The 23,778-nt window shown below is 72.8% G+C and carries 7 protein-coding genes; all 7 read left to right on the top strand.

All coding sequences use genetic code 11. The features are described from left to right. Positions 1-4 precede the first annotated feature (4 nt). The 7 genes from thrC to AB0C84_RS19830 all read left to right on the top strand — a co-directional run bounded on the left by thrC (position 5) and on the right by AB0C84_RS19830 (position 23,687). Positions 5-1,336, top strand: coding sequence for a threonine synthase (thrC, locus tag AB0C84_RS19860; protein ID WP_361068130.1), 1,332 nt, complete (start codon positions 5-7; stop codon positions 1,334-1,336). Between the two features lie 143 nt (positions 1,337-1,479). Further along, the gene (locus AB0C84_RS19855; RefSeq protein ID WP_361068127.1) at positions 1,480-6,174 is read left to right on the top strand and encodes an amino acid adenylation domain-containing protein; all 4,695 of its coding nucleotides are present in this window, start codon (positions 1,480-1,482) and stop codon (positions 6,172-6,174) included. Next, positions 6,167-9,499, top strand: a complete 3,333-nt coding sequence (locus AB0C84_RS19850) for an amino acid adenylation domain-containing protein (protein WP_361068124.1) — start codon at positions 6,167-6,169, stop codon at positions 9,497-9,499. The genes AB0C84_RS19855 and AB0C84_RS19850 overlap by 8 nt, the downstream gene beginning before the upstream one ends. Then, positions 9,492-12,113, top strand: a complete 2,622-nt coding sequence (locus AB0C84_RS19845; protein ID WP_361068121.1) for a condensation domain-containing protein — start codon at positions 9,492-9,494, stop codon at positions 12,111-12,113. The genes AB0C84_RS19850 and AB0C84_RS19845 overlap by 8 nt, the downstream gene beginning before the upstream one ends. Continuing rightward, on the top strand, positions 12,110-13,090 hold the full coding sequence (gene sbnA / locus AB0C84_RS19840; RefSeq protein WP_361068118.1) for a 2,3-diaminopropionate biosynthesis protein SbnA: 981 nt from the start codon (positions 12,110-12,112) through the stop codon (positions 13,088-13,090). The genes AB0C84_RS19845 and sbnA overlap by 4 nt, the downstream gene beginning before the upstream one ends. 59 nt (positions 13,091-13,149) lie before the next feature. Further along, positions 13,150-19,011: an amino acid adenylation domain-containing protein gene (locus tag AB0C84_RS19835; protein ID WP_361068114.1), complete on the top strand. Its 5,862-nt coding sequence runs from the start codon at positions 13,150-13,152 to the stop codon at positions 19,009-19,011. After that, a complete protein-coding gene (locus AB0C84_RS19830; RefSeq protein ID WP_361068111.1) occupies positions 19,008-23,687 on the top strand; it encodes an amino acid adenylation domain-containing protein in 4,680 nt (1,559 codons plus the stop codon). The genes AB0C84_RS19835 and AB0C84_RS19830 overlap by 4 nt, the downstream gene beginning before the upstream one ends. Positions 23,688-23,778 lie beyond the last annotated feature (91 nt).

The raw sequence follows: 23,778 nt of genomic DNA, 5'->3' as shown, positions 1-23,778 counted from the left end.
GGCCGTGGCGCCGCCGGTACCGGTGGCCGACGCCGTCGGCATGGACCACATGCGCTGGCAGTGCTCGCGATGTGCCGCCCTCTCGCCGGTCGGCGAGCTGCGCTACGCCTGCACCCGGTGCCGGTGGTCCGGCAGGCTGACCCTGGCCATCGACTACGAGCGGGTCGGCGCGGGCCGATCGCCCGGCGAGGTGCTGCTCACCGGCGAGCATTCCCTCTGGCGGTACGCCCGCCTGCTGCCCGTCGCCGCGGGCGGGGGCGGGGCCCGCCGGGTCAGGTCCGGGTACGTGGCCGGCTGGACCCCGCTGCACCGGGCCGACCGGCTCGCCCGCCGGCTCGGGCTGGGCCGGCTGTGGATCAAGGATGAGGCCGGCAACCCGTCCGGAGCCCTCAAGGACCGGGCCAGCGTCCTCGCGGTCGCCGACGCGCTCGACCGCGGCCGGGACGTGATCGCCACGGCCTCCTCGGGCAACGCGGGGGCGGCGCTCGCCGGAGCGGCCGCGGCGGTCGGGCTGCGGTGCGTGGTCTTCGTCCCCCGCGGCACGCCGCCGGCGAAGCTCACCCAGATCAGCCGGTACGGGGCGCGCGTGCTGGTGGTCGACGGCGACTACGACGCCGCCGTCCGGCTGAGCACGGCGGCGTGCCGGCGATGGGGCTGGTACTGCCGCAACACCGCGTACAACCCGTGCACCGCCGAGGGCAAGAAGACCGTCGCCCTGGAGATCGTCGAGCAGCTCGGCTGGTCCGCGCCGGACGCGGTGGTGGTGCCCGTGGGGGACGGGAACATCCTGGCCGGCGTCCACCGGGGGCTGTGCGACGCCCGGGCGATGGGCTGGATCGATCGCATGCCGCGCCTGATCGGGGTGCAGGCCGCGGCCGCGGCGGCGGTGCACCGCGCCTGGGCGGAGGGCGCCGCGGACGCCGGCCCGGCTCCGGCCCGCACGCGCGCCGAGAGCATCAACGTCGGGGAGCCGCAGGACGGGTTCCGGGCGCTGGCGGCGGTGCGGGACACCGCGGGAGTCATGGTCGCGGTGGAGGACGAGGAGATCTTCGCCGCGATCGACTGGCTCGCGGCGGAGAGCGGCGTGTACGCCGAGCCGGCCAGTGCGGCCGGGGCGGCCGCGCTGCCCGCCCTCGTGGCGCGGGGGGAACTCGGGAGTACGGACCGGGTCGTCCTGCTCAACACCGGAAGCGGTCTCAAAACCGCCCCTTCCGCGGCGGGCGGAGGCGCGATCCCGGTGGCGGCCGACCTGCGGGCCGTCGCCGCCGCCGTGATGGCCGGCGGAACGGGCGCCGATGGTGAAGCCGATCTTGACGAGCCAGAACCGCAATGGTAATGCGGTCGCTTCCCGGTATCGCGTGTCACCGGTTTGTGGGACATGAAATACAAACGTGACCCACAGAATATGGAGGCTGTGCAAGCCGCTCGGCGCGTGCACCGGCGCATCCAATGCGCGGAAGCGAGGAGGGCCATCAAAACATGGATGACCGGGAATTCGAAGCCGGGTTTCCACGCGACCACCGCGCCGCCGCCATTCCGCTGACCGCGTCGCAGCGCCGGCTCTGGCGGCTGCAGGGAGGCCCCCGGGTGGGCCCGTACACGACGTCGTGCACCGTGCACCTGAGCGGAGACCTGGACGTCGACCGGCTCGCCGAGGCGGCCGAGGCCGTCGCCGCCCGCCGCACCGAGCCGCGCCTGGTGTTCTCCCTCGACGGTGATTCGGATCCCGTCCAGGCGGTCGCCGGCCGCCCCCGGGTCACGATCCGCCACCGCGATCCGCTGTCCGGTGACCGTGCCGAGCGCGCGGCCGAGCCGGCGGAACGCGCGGCCGAGGAGGAACAGCGGACTCCGCTGACCGAGGGCGTCGAACTCGACGTTCTCGTCGAACGGCTGGCCGACGACCGCCACACGGTCACCTTCTCGCTTCCCGCCATCTGCGCCGATGCCACGACGCTGCGAAGCCTGGCCCATGAGGTCGTCGAACGCGCGGCGGGCCGAGCCACCCGCGCCGCTTCAGGCGGCCTGCCGTTCGAGGGTGTGGCCGCCTGGTGGAACGAGATGGCCGAACTGCCGGAGGGGGCGACGGCCCGGGAGTTCTGGCGGTCTCGCTGCGCCGGGTGGGATCAGCCGATAGAGCTGCCGGGGCAGCGTGGTCACCGGCTCGGTCCGTTCCGTCCCAAGACCCTGACCGGGCTCCTCTCTCCCGCAGAGACCATGACGCTGCACCGCCGGTGCCCCACGCCGAAGGAAGCGCGCGGTTGGCTGCTGACCTGCTGGCAGGTGCTGCTACGAAGGACGACCGGAGCCGGCGCCCTGGTCGTCGGCGTGGGGACGGACCTGCGCCGGCACGAGGAGCTGCGGGGCTGCTCCGGGCCGTTGACCATCAGCCTGCCCGCGCGGCTCGACCGGTCCCTCGACGTCGCCGTCTCGGCGGCCGCGTCCGAGGCGGCCGACCAGATCGAGGCGGGCGACGCCCACGCCGAGTGGTACAGCTGGGAGCGCTGCGTTCCGCCCGCCGCACCGGGCCGGCCGTCATGGTTCCCGGTCGGCTTCGACTTCGACGCCGCGCACTGGCCTTCGGGTCAGGCCGGCGCCGCCCCGACCGAGACGTACGGCCACCACGACAGATTCCTGGTCCGCCTGTCCTGCCAGGCCACCGGGGACGGGATGCGGTTCACGCTCGGATACGACGGCGACGCACTGCCGGATCCCGCCGCCGGGCAGCTGATGGAGTCCTTCCTCGCGGTGGTGACCGACTCGCTGGCCCGCCCCGACAGCGCCTGCCGCGACCTGGACCTCCTGGGAGAGAGGGGCCGGCGGCTGCTGCTGCGATCGGGCGGGGACCGGGAGAGCGGCCCGCCCCGCACCTGCCTTGGGGCGCTGGTGGCGGAGCAGGCCGCGCGGCGGCCCGAGGGCGTGGCGGTGGTGTGCGGCACGGACCGGCTGACCTACGGCGAGCTGGAAACGCGGGCCAACCGGCTGGCTCATCACCTGCGCGCGCTCGGGGCCGGTCCGGAGGTGCGGGTGGGGGTCTGCCTGGATCGTTCGATCGAACTGGTCGTCGCGCTGCTCGCGGTCGTCAAGTCGGGCGGGGCCTATGTCCCGGTGGATCCGGATCACCCCGCCGAGCGGATCTCCTACGTGCTCGGCGACGCCGGCGTGCGGATCCTCGTCACCTCCGGCCGGGCGAGCGAGCGGGCATCCGCCGGACCGGACCTGCCGACGGTCCGGATGGACGAGGACGCGGCGGCGATCGGCCGGTGGCCCGCCGAGGCGCCGCCGCCGAACACGGTGCCCGCCAATCTGCTCTACGTCATCTACACCTCGGGTTCGACCGGGCGCCCCAAAGGGGTGATGGTCACCCATGCCGATCTCGTCCGGCTGCTGACCACCGCCCAACCCTGGTTCTCCTTCGGTCCCGATGACGTCTGGACCCTTTTCCACACCGTCACGTTCGACTTCGCCGCCTGGGAACTCTGGGGAGCACTGGTGAACGGCGGCCGCCTGGTCGTCGTGCCGACGGCTCTGACGCGCTCGCCGGAGCGGTTCCGCGCCCTGCTGGCGCGGGAGCGGGTGACCGTGCTCAACCAGACGCCAGGGGCGTTCCGCAACCTGCTGGCCGCCGAGGAGGCGGAACCCGCCGGGGAACGGCCGGCGCTGCGCGTGGTGGTGTTCGGCGGCGAAGCCCTGATGCCCGGCATGCTCGCCGGCTGGTTCGCGCGCCACGGCGACCAGGGGCCGCGGCTGGTCAACATGTACGGGATCACCGAGACCACGGTGCACGCGACCTACTACCCCCTTTCACCGGCCGACGTCCCCCGCGCCGCGACCGACTCCGCGGAGGCGGCGGATTCCCCGTCCTCCGAGCGCTCTCCCATCGGGGTTCCGCTGGCGGACCTGAGCGCCTACGTACTCGACAAGGAACTTCATCCCGTGCCGCCGGGTGTGGTGGGTGAGTTGTTTGTGGGTGGTGCTGGTTTGGCGCGTGGGTATTTGGGGCGGCCGGGTTTGACGGCGGAGCGGTTTGTGCCTGATGTGTTCGGGGGTTCGGGGGGTTGTTTGTATCGGACGGGGGATTTGGTGCGGTGGTCGGTTGATGGTGGTGGTTTGGAGTTTGTGGGGCGGGTTGATTTTCAGGTGAAGGTGCGTGGTTTTCGGGTGGAGTTGGGGGAGGTGGAGTCGGTTTTGGTGGGGCATCGGGGGGTGCGGGATGCGGTGGTGGTGGCGCGTTCTGATGGTGGGGGTGGGGTGGTTCGTCTGGTGGCGTATGTGGTGGCTTCGGGGGTGGGGGGTGAGGTGGGTGTCGAGGAGTTGCGGGGGTTCGTTGGTGGGCGGTTGCCGGAGTACATGGTGCCGGCGGTGTTCGTGTGGCTGGGTTCGTTGCCGTTGACGGTGAACGGGAAGGTGGATCGGGGGGCGTTGCCGGTTCCTGAGGGGGAGCGGCCGCGTTTGGGGGAGCGGTTCGTGGAGCCGCGGTCGTCGGTGGAGCGGGTGCTGGCGGAGGTGTGGAGCGAGGTTCTGGGTGTTTCCCGGATCGGGGTCCACGACAACTTCTTCACCCTCGGTGGAGACTCGATAACGAGCATTGTGGTGATGTCGAGAGCCGCCCGCCGCGGTCTGCGCATCACACCTTGGCAGTTCTTCGAGAACCAGACCGTCGCCGGGCAGGCCGAAGCGGCGGTGCCGGTGGTGGCCGTCCAGGACCGCGCCGACCCGGCCGGGCAAGCCGCCGGTCCCGTGCCGCTGACGCCCATCCAGCGCTGGTTCTTCGACCAGAAGTTCTTCCACCCTGGCCACTACAACCAGGGGTGGCTGTTCCACGTCCCCGCGACGGTCGACGCCGATCGGCTCGCCGCCGCTTTCACGGGCCTGCTGGAGCGGCACGACGCGCTCCGGCTGCGGTTCCCGCGAGACTCCCGGGCGCCCGGAGGCCGCCGGGCGGAGTACACCGCGCAGGGCGCGCCGCCGGAGCTCGCCGCCCTCCGCCGCGTGGACCTCTCCAAAGAGGCGCAGTGGGAACCGGCGCTCGCCCGCGTCCTCGCCGACGCCCAGGACTTCGACCTGGAACGGGATCCGCCCCTGCGAGCGCTGCTGATCGACGGTGGCCGGGACGACCGGCACCGCCTCGCGCTGATCGCCCATCACCTCGTCATCGACGCGGTCTCCTGGCGGATCCTCCTCGACGACCTGCGCGGCGCGTACCGGCGGCTCGCCGGAGGCGGCGAACCCGGGACCCCCGACGCCACGACATCGTTCGCGGCCTGGGCGCGCGCCCTCACCGAGCTCCCCGGCGCGGTGGCCGCCGACCTGGACTTCTGGCGCGGCCAAAGCCCCTCGGGACGGTGGGAGGTGCCGCTCGACCACCAGGCGGGCGGCACCGGGACCTACGGCGCCGCCGATCACGTCGACGGGCTGCTCGGCGCCGAGGAGACCACGGCCCTGCTGCGGGACCTGCCCGCGATCCACCACAGCCGCGTCGACGAGGTCCTGCTCACCGCGCTCGCTCTGGCGATGACCGAGACGTTCGGCATCACCCGGCTGTACGTCGACGTGGAAGGGCACGGCCGAGAGCAGCATCTTGTGGAAGGCGCGGACCTGTCCCGCACGGTCGGGTGGTTCACGGCGATCGCCCCGCTGCTGCTGCGCCTGCCGGACGGCGCCAACTCGGGCGACGCGCTGGCCGCCGTCAAGGAGCAGCTGCGCGCCGTCCCGCACGGCGGTCTCGGCCACGGCATCCTGCGCCATCTCGATCCGGTGCGCGGCCGGGCGCTGGCCGAACCGCCGGCTCCCCAGGTGAGTTTCAACTACCTCGGCCAGTTCGATGCGAACGCCGAGACCTCGGAGACACGGTCGTCCGACGACCGGCTGCACCTGGCCGCCGCTCCCGAGCCGATGCCCCCGCCGCAGCATCCGGGCAACCGGCGTACGCACCTGCTGGACGTCACCGCCGCCGTGGTCGGCGGCCGGCTCCGCCTACGCGTCGGCTACAGCCGTGCCCACCACGACCGGGCGACCATCGACCGGCTGACCGGCGACATGGTCGCCCGGCTGGGCGAACTGATCGACCACTGCGGGCGCCCGGGCGGGACGCGATTCCACACGTTGCTCGACAAGGCGCTGGCCCTGGCGCCGAAGACCATGGCCGATGTGACGGAGGCGCGACCAGATGAGTGACACGGCGGGACCGGCGCAGCGGCAACGGCCGGCGGCGGCCGAGGTCATCGAGGACATCCATCCGCTGTCCCCGCTCCAGCAGGGACTGCTGTTCCACACGCTGCGCGAGGCGGACTCCGCGGTCTATCTCAGCCAGACCACGGCTCTGCTGTCCGGACTCGATCCGGTCGCCTTCCGGGAGAGCTGGGAGCAGACGGTGGCCTGGCATCCGGCACTGCGGTCGGCCTTCCTGTGGGAAGGCGCGGACGAGCCGGTCCAGGTGGTCTACAGAAGAGTGCCGGTCCGGTTCGACACGCAGGACTGGCGCGGCCTGCCACCTGACGCCATGCGGCAGCGCCTCACCGCCTTCCTCGACCGGGACCGCAACGAGCCGTTCCAGCTCTCCCACGCGCCCCTGGCCCGTTACGCGCTCCTCCGGCTCGGCGAGGACGACTACCAGTTCGTCTGGACGTACCACGCCATCCTGCTCGACGGCTGGAGCACGGCGATGGTGATGCGGGACCTGGTGCGCCACGGGGCGGCGTCCCGCGCCGGAGAGGTGATGCCGCCACCCGACCGTGCCCCGTACCGGGACTTCGTCGAATGGACGCGCCTGCGCGACCAGGACGACGCCCGGCGCCACTGGCGGGAAGCGCTGCGCGGTTTCACGAAGCCGACGCCCTTGCCGGTCGCGGGGCCCGGCGGCTCCGGCGGCCGGACGGGGGTGGCCGAGCACACAGCGGCGCTCTCGCCGGAGGAGACCGAACGCGTCGGTGCGGCCGCCAGGACGTACCGGGTGCCGATCGGCGTCATGGTGCAGGCGGCATGGGCGCTGACGCTGATGCGGTACACCGGGGTCGGCGACGTCGTCTTCGGCCAGGTCGTCTCCGGACGAAGCGGCGACCTTCCCGGAGTGCAGGACATGGTGGGGCTCCTCACCAACACCGTCCCGGTCCGTGTGGCGTCGGGGCCCGGCGACCGGGTGGGGACGTGGCTGCGCGGGCTCCACGCGCGGCAGTCCGCCGCCCTGGAGTACGAGCACACCCCGCTGTCCCAGGTGCAGCGGTGCAGCGAGTTGCCCGCCGGGCAGGAGCTGTTCCAGTCCGTGCTGGTCGTCCAGAACTATCCGAGGCTGGACGAGACCGGGCAGCTCGACCCCGGATACCGGTACAGCGGCCTGAGCGGGTTCGAGACCACCCATTACCCGATCACGATGTTCGCGGTGCCCGGCGAGCGGCTGGAGATACGGGCCGTGCACGACCTGGCGCTGGTCGACGGCGGGACTGCCGCGCTCCTCGCCGAGTCCGTGCTCACGGCACTGACCGGCCTGTCCGCAGGCGCGGACCGGCCCGTCAGCACCGTCCCGGTCTTTCCCACGGAAACGGCTGCCCACCGTCGGCGCGACCAGGTCAACGCCACCGGACGCCGGTTCTCGCCCCCGCACACCGTCGCGGAGCTCATCGAGGAGCAGGTCAGGCGGACGCCCGGCGCGACGGCCGTCGTCGACGGCGACGCTCGGCTGAGCTACCGGGAGCTGGACCGGCGCGCCGACCGGCTGGCGCGCACGCTCGTGGAGCAGGGCCCCCGAGGCGAGGAACGGGTGGCGGTCCTGCTGGAGCGGTCCGTGCCCTTCGTGACGGCGGCCCTGGCGGTGCTGAAGTCCGGGGCCGCCTACGTCCCGATCGATCCCGGGTATCCGGCGGCCCGCATCGCCTGGATGATCGAGGACAGCGGCTGCCGCACCGTGCTCACCCGCAGCGATCTCCTCGACCGGCTCCCGGCCGACCGCGGGGAGGCGGTCCGGACCGTCTGCCTGGACACGCTTCCGGTGGACGGCGGCGCGGGCGCGAGCGGGCCCGAGCGCCCGCTGCCGGCGCGGGCCCTCCCCGACAACCTCGCCTACGTGATCTACACCTCGGGCTCCACCGGGACGCCGAAGGGTGTCATGGTCAGTCACCGGGCGGTGCTGAACACGATGCGGTGGCTGGAGGAGGAACTCGGCTGCGGTCCAGGCGACGTCGTCGCCTTCAAGACCCCCGTCAGCTTCACCGACTCCGTCTGCGAGGTGGTGTGGCCGCTCTGCAACGGAGCCGCGCTGGCCGTCGTCGGCGACGAGACGGTCCGCGACCCGGACGCGCTGTACGACGCGCTGGACCGGCACGACATCACCTACTGCCAGTTCGTGCCGCGCCAGCTCGATCTGTTCATGGCCGCCGCGGCGAAGCGCGGCACCGATGATCCGCTGCCGCGGCTGCGCCGGGTCTTCAATGGCGGCGAGCCATTGCCGCATTCCTTCGCCGTCGAGTGGGACCGGCGGTTCCGCAACGGCAGGATCGCGAACATCTACGGGATGACCGAATCGGCGATCTACGCGACCTACCAGGCCCTTCCCCGGGGATTCGCCGAGCGGCGAGGCGCAGTGCCCATCGGCCTTCCGATCGCCAACACGCGGGTGCACGTGCTCAATCGAGAACTGGAGACATGCCCGCCGGGTGTGGTGGGTGAGTTGTTTGTGGGTGGTGCTGGTTTGGCGCGTGGGTATTTGGGGCGGCCGGGTTTGACGGCGGAGCGGTTTGTGCCTGATGTGTTCGGGGGTTCGGGGGGTTGTTTGTATCGGACGGGGGATTTGGTGCGGTGGTCGGTTGATGGTGGTGGTTTGGAGTTTGTGGGGCGGGTTGATTTTCAGGTGAAGGTGCGTGGTTTTCGGGTGGAGTTGGGGGAGGTGGAGTCGGTTTTGGTGGGGCATCGGGGGGTGCGGGATGCGGTGGTGGTGGCGCGTTCTGATGGTGGGGGTGGGGTGGTTCGTCTGGTGGCGTATGTGGTGGCTTCGGGGGTGGGGGGTGAGGTGGGTGTCGAGGAGTTGCGGGGGTTCGTTGGTGGGCGGTTGCCGGAGTACATGGTGCCGGCGGTGTTCGTGTGGCTGGGTTCGTTGCCGTTGACGGTGAACGGGAAGGTGGATCGGGGGGCGTTGCCGGTTCCTGAGGGGGAGCGGCCGCGTTTGGGGGAGCGGTTCGTGGAGCCGCGGTCGTCGGTGGAGCGAGTGCTGGCGGAGGTGTGGAGCGAGGTCCTGGGTGTTTCCCGGATCGGGGTCCACGACAACTTCTTCGCCCTCGGCGGCGATTCCCTCATGGCCGTCCGCACCGTGGGGCGGATCCGCGAAGCCTTCCCGGCCGACTACACCCTCCCTGAGTTGTTCGCCGCCCCCACCATCGCCGGATGCGCGGCCACGGTCGAGCGCCTGCTCAGCGAAGCGGCCGACCTGGACGCGCTGATGGACGAGGTGGCCGGCCTGTCCGACGAAGAGGTCGCCGCCCGGCTAGCGGAAGGCGAGAAGTCACATGAATGAAGCAACGTCCGGTCCGTCCGGCCTCGCCGAGCGCCTGGCCGCCCTCAGCCCGCAGGCACGCGAACTCGTCCTGCGCCGGATGCGCGCCCCGGCGGGGGACGGCGCCGCGGGGACGAGCCCCGCGGACCTGCGGCCGGCGCCCCGCACCGGTGCCCCGCTGCCCGCGTCCTTCGCCCAGGAGCGGCTGTGGCTGCTGGACCGGCTCCGGCCGGACTCGGCGGCCTATGTCGTCTCGACCGCCGGGCGGCTGCGCGGCGACCTCGACGCCGGCCGGTTGCGCGCCGGGCTGGCCGGCCTGACCGCCAGACACGAGATCCTCCGGACCTCGCTGGCCTGGACCGGCGACCGGACGGTCCAGATCGTCCACGACTCGGTCGCCGTGCCCTGGGAGGTGACCGACCTGTCGGACGCACCGGACCCGCGCGCCGCGGCCGAGCGGATCCTGGCCGGCGACGTCGAGCGCGGCTTCGATCTCACCGCCGCGCCCCTCTGGCGGGCGCGGCTGGTGCGGATGGGCCCGCGGGACCACCTGTTCGGCGTCGCCATGCACCACACGATCACCGACGCGTGGTCGGTCGGCGTGTTCCTCTCCGAACTGGGGCGGCTCTACACCGCGTCGCGAGACGAACCGGCTCCGCCGGACCCGGTGCTGCCGCCGCTGCCCCTCCAGTACGGCGACTTCGCGGTCTGGCAGCGCGAGCGCCTGACCGACGACCTGGTTTCCGAACTGGCGGCCTTCTGGAAGGAGGAGCTCGCCGGCGCGCCGGACCTGCTGGCTCTGCCCACCGACCGGCCGAGGCCGCAGGCGCGGAGCGGCCGCGGCGCCCGCCACGAGTTCGAGGTGCCCGGCGACCTGCTGCGCGCGGCCCGGGACTTGAGCGGTAGCACCGACGTCACGCTGTTCATGGCGTTGCTGGCCGCGTTCGTCGCCGCGCTGTCGCGATGGTCGGGGCAGACCGATCTCGTCGTGGGAACGCCCGTCGCCGGGCGCCGCCACCCCGACCTCGAGGGCCTGATCGGCTTCTTCGTCAACAGCGTGGTGGTGCGCGCGGACGTGTCCGACCGGCCGTCGTTCCGGCAGCTCCTCCACCGTGTGCGCCAGCGGTCCCTGCGCGCGTTCGAGCACCAGGACCTGCCCTTCGAGAAGCTCGTCGAACATCTGGCGCCGACGCGCGACACCGCCTACAACCCCCTCTTCCAGGTCAATTTCGGGTTCGGGAACGTGCCGCAGGGCCACCTCGACCTTCCGGGGACGTTCGCCGAGCCGGTGACCGTTCCCAGCGGCGCCGGCGCGAAGTTCGACCTGTCGCTCTACCTGAACGAACACCGAGGACGGCTGGCCGGAACCTTCGAATACGCCACCGACATCTTCGACGCGGCGACCATCGAGGGCCTCGCCGGATACCTGGTCGAGGTCCTCGCCGCCGTCACCGCCGATCCCGATCTGCCCATCACCCAGCTGCCGGACCCGCGACCGGGAACCGCACCGGTGCCCGCACCGGAGGCCGGCGGCTCGGACGCGGAGTCCGCCCCGTCCGGCTGGTCGACCTCCCCCGGCTTCGTCGAGCCGCGCGACCGCTGGGAGCGTTACGTCGCACAGGTCTGGTCGGAGGTGCTCGGCGTCACGCCGATCGGCGCGCACGACGAGTTCTTCGACCTCGGCGGCAGCTCCATGCCGGGGATGCTGGTGGTCGACCGGCTGAGCAAGCTCACCGGCCGGTCGGTGACCCTGCACGACCTGTACGCGACGCGCACGGTGGAGGCCCTGGCCGACTGGATCCGGTCCAGCGAGACGACCTCGGCCGACCCCCAGTTCGTGGTGGAGTTGCAGCCGGGCGGGCCGCGTCCACCGCTGTTCTTCCTGCACGCGGTGCTCGGAGAGCTGTACCACTACTTCGAGCTGGCCGGGGCGCTGGGCACCGGCCGGGCGCTCTACGGCGTCCAGAACGACGGCTTCTTCCACGGCGGCGCCGACCCGGGCGTGCTGACCATGGAGCAGATGGCGGACCGCTACGCCGAGGAAGTGCGCCGGGTGCACCCGGAGGGGCCGTACCACCTGTGCGGGTTCTCGGGGGCGGGCAGGTTCGCGCTGGCGGTCGCCAACAGCCTGCACGCCGCGGGCGACCGGGTGGGCACGGTGGTCCTGCTGGACACGGCACCGCTCACCGACGCTCCGCCCGACCCCGACCTCGCTTTCATCCTCGCGGGCTGGCTGCTGTTCTCCCCGCCGGAGGACGACCTGCGCGGTCTGGACCGGCAGGCTCAGCTGCACCGGGTGCTGGAGGCCGGAAAACGCGCCGGTGACCTGCCGCCCGAAGTCGAGCCGGCCGAGTTCGCGTCGTTCTGCCGCCGTCTGGAGCTGAACGCGCGGGCCGTCTCCGCCTACCGCCCGTCCTATCCAGGGACGGTGACGCTGCTGACGCAGAAGGACCGCGCCGACCGCGACCTGGCGGTGGAGTGGGCCCGCTTCCCGATCGGCGGCCTGAAGGTCGAGGACATCGACGCCGGCTCCCATCTGGAGTTCGTCTACGGACCGGCCGTCCCCGAGGTGGCCCGGCGGCTGGAGGCATGCCTGGACGATGCCGCGCCCGGCGACGCGGGAGCGGGCCGGTGATCCACGAATCAGTGCTCGGCTGCATCGGGCGCACGCCGATCGTCGCGCTGCGCCGGCTGTTCGACGAGCCCGGCGTCGAGGTCCTCGCCAAGCTGGAGATGCTCAACCCCGGCGGCAGCGTCAAGGACCGCCCGGCCCGGCACATCATCGAGGAGGGCCTGCGGAGCGGCGCCATCGCCCCCGACTCGCACCTGGTCGAGAGCACCTCGGGCAACTTCGGCATCGCGCTGGCGATGGTGTGCCGGATCCACCGCCTGGCGCTGACGGTGGTCGTCGACCCGCACATCACCGCCACGAACCTCCACCTGCTGCACCGGTACGGCGCGCGCGTCGACATGGTGAGCGAGGGCGACGGCAGCGGCGGCTACCTGGAGCAGCGGCTGCGCCGGGTCCGGGAGATCGTCAGCACCGTGCCGGGGTCCGTGTGGATCAACCAGTACGCGAACCGGCTGAACTGGAAGGCGCACGCGGAGTCCACCGGGCAGGAGATCCTCGCCGACGTCGACGGGCCGCTGGACTGCGTGGTCATGGCGGTGAGCACCACGGGGACGATCCATGGCGTCACCCGGGCGCTGCGCGCCGAGTACCCGCGGCTGCGGGCCGTCGCCGTGGACGCCGTCGGCTCGGTGATCTTCGGTCATCCGCCGGCCCCGCGCCGGGTGCCCGGCATCGGGGCGGGCCGCGTCCCCGAGATCCTGTGCCGGGACGAGATCGACGACGTGGTCCTCGTCGACGACGAGCAGGCCGTCCAGGGCTGCCACGAGCTGCTGCACTCCGAGGGGATCCTCGCCGGGGGCTCGTCCGGGGCCGTCGTGGCCGGGCTGCGGCAGATCCTGCCGCGGCTGCCTCGCCCGGTGCGGGTGCTGACCCTCCTGCCGGACCGCGGCGAGCGGTATCTCGACCTGCTCTACGCGGACGCCCCCGCCGAACCGAGATTCGACTGGTCGCCCCCGCGGCGCCCGCTGAGCCGCTCGTGAGGCCGGTGCCCGGCCGGCCGCCCGGCCGCCCGCCGGTCCAACGCAGCAAGGAGGTCGAGATGGTCCCGCTCGTCGCTTTCTGGCGCGAGGAGCTCTCCGGCGCGCCCGAGGTCCTGACGCTCCCGGCCGACCGGCCCCGCGACGCGGCGTCCCATCGAACCGGGCGGCTGCCCGTCGAGGTGCCGGGGGAGACCCTGGCCTCCTTGAGGAACCTGGCCAACGCTGAGGAGACGACGCTCCTCGTCCCGCTGCTGGCGGCCTTCTCCGTCGTCATGGCGCGATGGTCCGGACTCACGGACGTCGTGGTGGGTTCGCCCATGCCGATACGCGCGGACCTCTCGGGCCGCCCGTCGTTCCGCCAGATGGTGGGGCGGCTACGGCGGACGTGGGAACGGGCGAACGCGCACGCCGATCTCCCCTTCGACTCCCTGGTGGAGGCATTGGAGCTGCCGCCGGACTCCGCCCACCATCCGGTGTTCCAGGTGTCGCTGACGCTGGACGACGAATCGGACACCCCGGCGACGCCGTTCAGGGGCCCCGCGGGGACGGCACTGGATCTGGCTCTGCGATTCGCGGAGCACGAGAACGCGCTCAGCGGCGCACTGGACTACAACGCAACCGTCTTCGACAGGGACACGGCCCAGCGGCTGGCCGGCAGCCTGAGCACTTTGCTGGCGGGGGCCGCCGCCGAACCGGACCGGCCGGTGACCGTCCTGCCGTTGCTGACCGCGTCCGAGCAGAGGCTGCTGGCCGGCTGGGCCGACGGCGGACCGGGCCCGGTGACCGTCGACCGTCCGGAGGACTGCCTGCCGGCGCTGTTCGAAGCCCAGGCGGCCCGCACCCCGGAGGCCGTCGCCGTCAGCAGCGGCTCCGAACGGCTCAGCTACGCGGAACTCAACGCGCGCGCCAACCGGCTGGCGCATCGGCTGCGCGAGCAACGGTCGCGCGGGCCGGGGCCCGGCGCCGAGATGACCGTCGGTCTCATGGCCAGGCGAGGCCCCGACTTCATCACGGGGATGCTCGCCACGCTCAAGGCCGGCGGGGCGTTCGTCCCGCTCAGCCCGGACCAGCCGGCCGACCGGCTGCGCTACATCATCGCCCAGAGCGGCTGCGGCGTGGTGCTGGGCGACGCGGCGGGCCGCGCGGCCCTCACCGGCGCGACGGCCGAGGCTCCGGACGGCCGGCGCCCCGTCTGCGTCGACATCGGCCCGGAGGCCCACCTCGACCGGCCCGCCGACGATCCTCCGGCCCGCTGCCTCCCCGACGCCCTGGCCTACGTCATGTTCACCTCCGGCACCACCGGCGCGCCGAAGGGAGCGGGCGTCCTCCACCGCGGCCTGGTCACGCACATGACCGCCAAGATCCGCGACCTGGGCATGGGACCGGGGGACGTGCTCGCCCAGAACGGGCCGGCCACCTTCGACGTGGTGGTGTGGCAGTGCCTAGCGCCCCTGACGATCGGCGGGCGGGTGCACGTGGTGCCCGACGAGGCCCTGGAAGACCCCGAACGGCTCGCCGAAGAGGTGAGCGCCGGCGGGGTGAGCGTGCTCCAGGCCGTGCCCGCGGCGATCAGCATGATGCTCGCCGGCGGCGCCGCGTCGCGGCTGGAGGGACTGCGCTGGCTGGTGCCCACGGGTGACGCGCTGCCCGGCGACCTCGTCCACCGGTGGCTCGCCCTGCATCCCGGCGTCCCCCTGCTCAACACCTATGGCCTCACCGAATGCAGCGACGACCAGTGCCACGCCGTGATCGACGCGCCGCCGGACGGCACGGCCGGCCCGATCGCCACCATCGGCCGGCCGGTGCCGGGGATGCGGGCCCACGTGGTCGACGGCGAGATGCAGCCGGTGCCCGCCGGGGTCGTCGGCGAGCTCTACCTCGGCGGCACCGGGGTCGGACGAGGCTACGCCGGACGGCCGGGACTGACCGCGGAGCGGTTCGTGCCGGACCCGTTCCAGCGCGGGGGCGGCCGGCTGTACCGGACGGGAGACCTCGTGCGGTGGGCCCGCAACGGCACCCTGGACTTCGTCGGCCGGGCCGACTTCCAGGTGAAGATACGCGGGTTCCGCGTCGAACCCGGCGAGATCGAGGCCGCGCTGACCCGGCATCCCGGCGTGCGCGAAGCGGTCGTGACGGTGCGGGAGGACCACGGTCCCGACTCGCGGCGGCTGGTCGGCTATCTGGTGCCCGCGGCGGCGGAGCGGCCCAGCCCTGCGGAACTGCGGCGGTTCGCGGCCTCCCGGTTGCCCGACTACATGGTGCCGGCGGCGATCGTGCTGCTGGACGCGCTCCCCGTGACGGCCAACGGGAAGATCGACCGGCAGGCGCTGCCGGTTCCCGAGACGGTGGACGGGCAGCCGCCGGAGGACTCCGTCCCTCCTCGGGACGACATCGAGCGCGCGGTGGCCGGGCTCTGGGCCGAGGTACTGCGGACCGACCGCTTCGGCGTGTTCGACAACTTCTTCGCGCTGAGCGGCAACTCGATCCTCGCGGTACGGCTGCTCACCCGGATACGGGACGTCTTCGGCGTCGACCTGGGGATCGCCGAACTGTTCGAGGAGGCGACCGTCGCAGGCGCCGCGAGCGCCGTTCGCGAGGCGCTCGCACGCCACGAGGCCACCGCCGCGCTCCCCGAGCTGCGCCGGAGGCCGCGCGACGGCGGGCCGCTCCAGACGTCCTTCTCCCAGGAACGTCTCTGGGTCCTTGAACAGCTGCAACCCGGTCAAGCCACCTACAACGTCCCCGTGGCCGTGCGGCTGCGGGGCGCGCTGGACACGGCCGGGCTGCGCACCGCGCTGACCGAGCTGGCCGAGCGCCACGAAGTCCTGCGCACCTCGATCACGGCGGTGGACGGCAGGCCGTTCCAGAAGGTGCACGAGTCCGTCGACGTCGAGCTCAAGGAGATCGAGCTCGACGGAACCGAACCGCGGGCCGCGGGCCCGGGGGATCCGCTCGCCAGGGCACGCCGCCTGCTGGACGCCGAGGCACGGCGCCTGTTCGACCTGGACACGGCACCGCTGTGGCGGGCCTGCCTGATCCGCCTGTCCGAGACAGATCACGTGCTCGGTCTCACCCTGCACCACCTCATCACCGACGGCTGGTCGGGCGGCGTGCTGCTGCGTGATCTGCTCCGCCTCCTCGCCTCCGAGCCCCCGGCGCCGCTGCCGGTGCGGTTCGCCGACTTCGCCGCCTGGCAGCGCGAGCTGCTGACCGGCGAGCGGCAGGCGGAACTGATGGGCTTCTGGACGGGCGAACTCGCCGGAGCGCCGCAACTCCTGGAACTGCCGACCGATCGACCGCGACCGCGCGTCCAGGCCCATCGCGGAGCCCGCCACGACGTGGACATCCCTCCGGCGGTGCTCGCCGGGTTGCGGAGTCTGGGCGCGGCCGAGGGCGCGACGCTGTTCATGACGCTGCTCGCCGGCTTCACCGCCGTCCTGTCCCGCTGGTCCGGCCAGTCGGACGTCGTGGTCGGCGCTCCGGTCGCCGGCCGGCCGTCCCCCGATGTCGAGGAACTGGCGGGGTTCTTCGCCAACACCCTGGTGCTGCGCACCGACGTCGCCGGCCGGCCGTCGTTCCGCCGGCTGCTGGACCGGGTCCGCCGCACCTGCCTGCGCGCCTACGCCCACCAGGAGATGCCGTTCGAACGGCTCGTCGAGGAGCTGGCGCCGCGGCGGAGCATGGCGCACAACCCCCTCTTCCAGGTGATGCTGACCCTCCAGGACGCGGCGCCGCTGGAGGGGACCGCCGGGCGGGCCGAGGAGCTCTTCCCGCCGGACGCCGGAACGTCGAAGTTCGACCTGGCGCTCTACCTGGTCGAGGACGCCGACCGGCTGCGCGGCGTGTTCGAGTACGACGCGGACCTGTTCACGGCGGACACCGTCGAGCGGCTCACCGGCCACCTGCTGACGCTGCTGGCCGCCGCGGTGGCCGAGCCGGACCGCCCGGTGGCGACGCTCCCCATGCTCACCGCCGGGGAGCACGCCCGGATCGCGGAATGGAACCGCACCGGCCGCGCTCACCGGCGCGTCCGCGTGCCGAGCCTGGTGGCCGAGCAGGCGGCGCGTTCGCCGGAGGCGCTCGCGGTCGGGTTCGGCGAGCGCCGGATCACCTATCGCGAGTTCGCCTCCGCGGTCGACCGGCTGGCCGCGCGGCTGCGCCGCGCCGGCGTCGGGCCGGAGAGCGTGGTCGGAGTGTGCCTGCACCGCGGCGTGGAACTGGTGATCGCGGTGCACGCCGTCCTCGCGGCCGGCGGTGCGTACCTCCCCGTGGATCCCGATCATCCGGTGTCCCGCCGGCGATTCGTCCTCACGGACTCGGGCGCCGCCGTCGTCCTGACCTCCGACGCCCTCGCCGGCGACCTGGCCGGCGCCGGCGCGAGGTTGGTGTGCTGGGACGAGGCGGACCTCGACACGGCCCCGGAGGCCGGCTCGCCGGCGTTCGTGGACGACGGCGCCGAGGCCGGGGACGAACTCGCCTACGTCATCTACACGTCCGGCTCGACGGGCCGTCCGAAAGGCGTCGGTATCAGCCACCGGAGCCTGGTGAACCGGCTGCACTGGATGCAGGAGACCTTCCCGCTCGGCCCGCGGGACCGCGTCCTGCACAAGACGCCGTTCACGTTCGACGTGTCGGTGTGGGAGCTGTTCTGGCCGCTCACGGCCGGGGCGGGCCTGATCGTCGCCGAGCCGGGACGGCACCGCGACCCGGACCGCCTCCTCGAACTCATCACCGGTGCGGGTGTGCAGACCGTGCACTTCGTGCCGAGCATGCTCAACCCTTTCCTGGACCGGGTGCGGGATCTCGGCCGCCCCGCCGCCCTGCGGCGGGTGATCTGTTCCGGTGAGGCCCTCCCGGCGGAGCTGGCGCGGCGCTTCGCCGAAGTCCTGCCCGGCGCCGACCTGCACAACCTGTACGGGCCGACCGAGGCGACGATCGACGTCACCTGGCATCCCTGCGGCCCCGCCGACCGGACGGTCCCGATCGGCCGGCCGGTCAGCAACACGCGAACCGAGGTGCTCGACGGCGACGGCCAGCGGGTCCCGGTGGGGGTGCCAGGGGAGCTGTGCCTCGGCGGCGTCCAGGTCGGTCGCGGCTACCTGAACCGGCCGGGAACGACCGCCGAACGGTTCGTCCCCGACCCCTTCACCGGCGACGGTGAGCGCCTGTACCGCACCGGTGACCGGGTCCGCCGGCTGCCGGACGGGGAACTGGAGTTCCTCGGCCGGGCCGACTTCCAGGTCAAGGTGCGGGGCCTGCGCATCGAACTCGGCGAGATCGAGGCCGTGCTGGCCGAGCACCCCGCCGTCCGCGACGCGGTCGTCACGACCCGGCGGGACGGCGCCGGCACGACGCGCCTCGTCGCGCATCTGGTCCCGGCGGGCGACGGACCCGCGGTCCCCGTCGCCGGCCTGCGGGAGTTCCTGGCCGCCCGGCTGCCGGAGTACATGGTCCCGTCGGCCTTCAAATGGCTGGCGTCCCTGCCCCTCACGGCCAGCGGAAAAGTGGACCGCACGGCACTGCCGGAGGCCGGGGTCACGCGGGAGCAGGTGGACGGCCGCTTCGTGCCGCCTCGCGACCGCGCCGAGAAGGTCCTGGCCGAGGCCTGGACCCGCGTCCTGGCGGTGGACCGCGTCGGCGTGTTCGACAACTTCTTCGAGCTGGGCGGCGACTCGATCCTCAGCATCATGGTCGTCTCCCGCGTCGCCCGCGAGGGGCTGCACATCACGCCGCAGCAGTTCTTCGAGAAGCAGACCATCGCCGACCTGGCCCGGCTCGCCCGATGGTCCGGACCGGACCGTCCGGGCGGCCCCGGCGCCCCCGGCGACGACCGGTTCCCCGTCACCCGGGTCGACGGGGACACCTTCGACTACATCCTCGCCGTCATGCGCGAGCAGGACCGGCTCAGCGAAGGATCATGATGACCGACAACGGTGCAGTGGAAAAGGTCTTCCCGCTCACGGCGATGCAGCAGGGGATGCTGCTGCACAGCGTGGGTGACCCGGACGCCGGGTTCTACGTCAACCAGATCGTGCTCACGCTGCGCGGCCCGCTGGACGCGTCCCGCCTGCGCGACTCCTGGCAGTGGGTGGCCGACCGGCATCCGGCGCTGCGCACGGCCTTCGTCTGGGAGGGGACCGACGAGCCCCTGCAGGCCGTACGGACCTCCGTCGCCGTGCCCTGGACGGAGCTGGACTGGCGCGCGACGCCTCCCGAGGAGCGGGAGCGAGAGCTGCGCACGCTGCTGGACGACGACCGCTCCCGGCCGTTCGAACTCGCCCGCGCCCCGTTGATGCGCCTGGTGCTGGTGCGGCTCACGGACGAGGACTGGTGGCTCGTCCTGACCTTCCACCACCTGCTGCTCGACGGCTGGTCGGTCCATCTGGTCGTCGACGACGCGTTCGGCCGGTACCGGCGAGCGCACGGCGAAGACGCTGAGGAGGCCGCGCCGGCCCCGCCGTACTGGGAGTACGTGGCCTGGCTGCACCGGCAGGACCTCGCCGCGGCGGAGCGGCACTGGCGGGATCATCTGGCCGGGTTCCACGAGCCCACGCCGCTGTCCGTCGGCCATCCGGGGGCGCAGGGCGAGCCCGGATTCGGCGAGATCGACGACGTCATGCCGGACGGGCTGCGGTCCCGGCTGGAAGATCTGGCCAGGCGCCGGCACCTCACCCTCGGCACGGTCGTCCACGGCGCGTGGGCGCTGCTGCTCAGCCGGTACAGCGGGCAGCGGGACGTGGTGTTCGGCTCGGTGGTGTCCACCCGTCCGCCACAGGTGGCGGACGTCGAGCGGATGGTGGGCCTGCTCAGCGCCACCTTGCCGATCCGGGTCCGCGTCGACGAGTCGACACCGCTCCTGGAGTGGCTGGCCACCCTGCAGAAGGACCTCGCCGCCGGCCGGCGGTACGACTACAGCCCGCTCGCCCAGGTGCAGCGCTGGAGCGACGTCCCCGGGGGGACCGCGCTGTTCGACAGCATCGTCGCGTTCGAGAACTATCCGGTGCGCACCGGGTGGCTCGGCGCCGACGACCCCCTCAGCGTCACCGGCGTCCGCGCTCACGAACGGCCCCACTACCCCGTGACGCTCGTCGTGGCGGGGACCGATGACCTGGAAGTGCGCCTCCACCACGACCGGCGGCGCCTGTCCGATCCGGCGGCGGAACGCATGCTCGGGCATCTCCGCACGCTCCTCACCGAGATCGCGGACGGCCTCGCCGCCGACCCGGACCGGCCGGTCGGGGGCCTGCGGCTGCTCACCCCTGCGGAAGAAGACCGGCTGCTGGGCGACTGGGCCGATGGAGGCGAACCCGAGCTTCTCGGCCCCACCGTCCCCGAACTCCTCGACGAACAGGCCCGCACGCGGCCCGACGCCATCGCGGTGATCTGCGTAGGGCAGCGGCTGACCTACCGGCAGTTCGACGCCCGCGTCAACCGGCTCGCGCATCACCTCCGCGCCGCGGGCGTGGGCCCGGACGTGCCGGTCGCCGTATGCCTGGAACGCTCGGTCGAGCTGCTGGTCGCGCTGCTGGCCGTGGTGAAGGCGGGCGGCTGCTACGTGCCCCTGGACCCGGAGTACCCGCAGGCCCGCATCGCCTCCCTGATCGCCGACACCGGCGTGCGGCTCGTCCTGACGGGGGGCGGCGCCGCCGACCGGCTGCCGCCGGACGGCGCGGCGCGGGTGCTGAACCTGGACACCGAGGCGGCGGAGATCGACCGCGCGCCGTCCACCCCGCCGGATCCGGGTGTCTCCTCCGACAACCTGCTGTACATCATCTGCACCTCGGGCTCGACCGGCCGTCCGAAGGGCGTGATGGCCACCCACCGCGGCGTCCTCAACCATCTGGGATGGATGCAGCGCACGTTCCCGATCGGGCCGGACGACCGGATCGCGCAGCGCACCTCGGTCGGATTCGACGCCTCGGTCTGGGAGGTCTTCTGGCCGTTCCTGACCGGCGCCGCCCTGGTGGTGCCGGACACCGACGCCAAGGACCCCGAGCGCCTCGCCCAGGTGATGGACGAACACGAAGTGACCGTCGTGTCCTACGTGCCGTCCTTGCTCAACACCGTACTCGTCGACCCCGCACGCCGGCTCGGCCACCACCTGAGGCTCGTCCTGATCGCCGGTGAGGCGCTGCCGGCCGGCCTGGTCAACGCGTTCCGCGAGGTCTGCCACGCCGAGGCCGCCAACGTCTACGGCCCCACCGAGACGTCGGTGTCGTGCGTGATCTGGCCGGTGCCGGACCGCTCCGACGTCGCCCGGGTGCCCATCGGGCGGCCGCTGACCGGAACCCGGGGCCACGTGCTCGACCGGGAACTGCGCCCGGTGCCCGTGGGCGTCCCGGGCGAACTGTACGTCGGAGGCTCGGGCGTGGCACGCGGGTACCTGGCGCGACCCGGCATGACCGCGGAACGGTTCGTCCCGGACCCGTTCGGCACCGGCGACCGGCTGTACCGGACGGGAGACCTGGTGCGCTGGCTGCCAGACGGGTCCCTGGAGTTCGTGGCCAGGGCCGACTTCCAGGTCAAGGTCCGCGGGTTCCGCATCGAGCTGGGGGAGATCGAGGCGGTGCTCTCCGGCCATCCCGCGGTGCGCGACGTGGTGGTGACGGCCCAGGAGCAGGAGAACACCTCCTCACGGCGGCTCGTGGCCTACGTGCTCCCGGCGCGGGACGCCGAACGGGTCCCCGTCTCAGAGCTGCGCGAGCACCTCGCCGCGCGGCTGCCCGACTACATGGTCCCGGCCGTGTTCGTCTGGCTCGACACCCTCCCCGTGACCGCGAACGGCAAGGTGGACCGGGCGCTTCTGCCGGCTCCGGACGGTGTCCGTCCCGAGCTGGCGCAGGAGTTCGTCCCGCCGCGCGACCCGGCCGAGAAGACCCTCAGCGCGATCTGGGCGGACGTGCTCGGCGTGGACCGGGTCGGCGCGCTGGACAACTTCTTCGAACTCGGCGGCGACTCGATCCTCAGCATCATGGTGGTCTCCCGGGCCGCCCAGGAGGGGCTGCGGATCACGCCTCGGCAGTTCTTCGACAAGCAGACCGTCCGCGAACTCGCCGCCGTGGCCGAGTCCATGACCCGCCCCGTCGGCGTGCGGCGCGCCCGGAAGGGAACGGCCGCCGACACCGGCGACCTGCCGCTCACACCCGTCCAGCACCGCTTCTTCGAGCAGGACCTCGCCCGCCCGGGCCACTGGAACCAGGGGTGGCTGTTCGCGCTGGACGCCGACGCCGACTGCGCCCGGATCGCCGAGCACCTGCGGGACGTGGTCGCCGCCCTCGTCGACCGGAACGAGGCGCTCCGCCTGCGCTTCGGGCGAAGCGGCGCGGACGGCCGATGGCGCGCCGAGGTGCGGGCCGTGGACCGCGCCGCGACCGACGCGGCGGTCACCCTGGTCGACGTGGCAGGCCGCGACGACTGGGACGCGGCGCTGGACGAGGCGCTGGCGGCGGCCGCCGAGTTCGACCTGGGCAGCCCGCCCCTGCTGCGGGTGCTGGTGGTCGACGGCGGCCGGCCTGACCGGCGCCGGCTGGCGCTGCTGGCCCACCACCTGATCACCGACGGGGTGTCCTGGCGCATCCTGCTGGACGATCTCCACGCGGGCTTCCGGCAGGCCGCCACCGGGGCGCCGGTGCGCCTCGCACCCGCGACCACGCCGATCTCCGCCTGGTCACGGGCCCTGGGCGAGCTGGCGCACGCCCCCGAGACAGAGGCCGACCTGGATTTCTGGCTCTCCCAGACCTCGGTGGACCCGGCCGGTCCGGAGCCCGACCTGCCGCATCCGCCGGAGCACGCCCGCGAGGCGGACACCGAGCGGACGACGGTCGGCCTGGACGCGGAGGACACCCGGCTGCTGCTGCGCGAGGTTCCGCGGGCCTACCGGACCCACATCGACGACGTGCTGCTCACCGCGCTGACCATGGCGCTGACCCGATCGACCCTGTCGGATCACGCGTCGCTGTGGCTGGAGGGACACGGCAGGGAACAGCACCTGGTCGACGGAGCGGACCTGTCCCGCACGCTGGGCTGGTTCACCTCCATCGCACCGGTGAGGCTCACTTTGCCCCCGGGCGACGATCCCGAAGCGGCGCTCAAAGCGGTCAAGGAGCAGTTGCGCGCGGTTCCGCATCACGGGTTGAGCTACGGTCTGCTGCGCTACCTGCACTCGGCGCACGCACCGACCCTCGCGGCGCGGCCGGCGCCACGCGTCGGCTTCAACTACCTGGGGCAGTTCGACACCGCCATCGCCGGCGAGAACACGGAACCGGGCGGCCATGACGGACCGGCGCTGCGGCTGCGGCGGGCACCGGAACCGCTGCCGCCCGCCTTCCACCCGGAGAACGCGCGCCCGCACCTGCTCGACGTCGACGCGATCACCATCGACGGACATCTGGACATCACCTTCTCCTACAGCGCGGCGCATTACGGCGCCCGGACGATCGAGCGGCTCGCCGAGGAGACCCTCGCGAGCCTCCGCGGACTGATCGCGCACTGCACCGGGCCGGGAGCCGGCGGCTACACCCCCTCCGATTTCCCCGAATCGGGACTCGACCAAGGCGGACTGGACACGCTGTTGACGGCATTGACCGAAGAACGTTGACCAAAGAACGTTGAGCGAAGGGCGTTGACCGACATCATGGCCATGGGGTGATCGCCCCGAACGCTGGAAAATCCACCGTGAAGGAATGTGG

Source organism: Actinomadura sp. NPDC048955, assembly GCF_040649435.1.
Classification (GTDB): domain Bacteria; phylum Actinomycetota; class Actinomycetes; order Streptosporangiales; family Streptosporangiaceae; genus Spirillospora; species Spirillospora luteofluorescens.
Note: the sequence above shows the minus strand (reverse complement) of the source record. Positions and strands in the feature narration are given on the sequence as shown.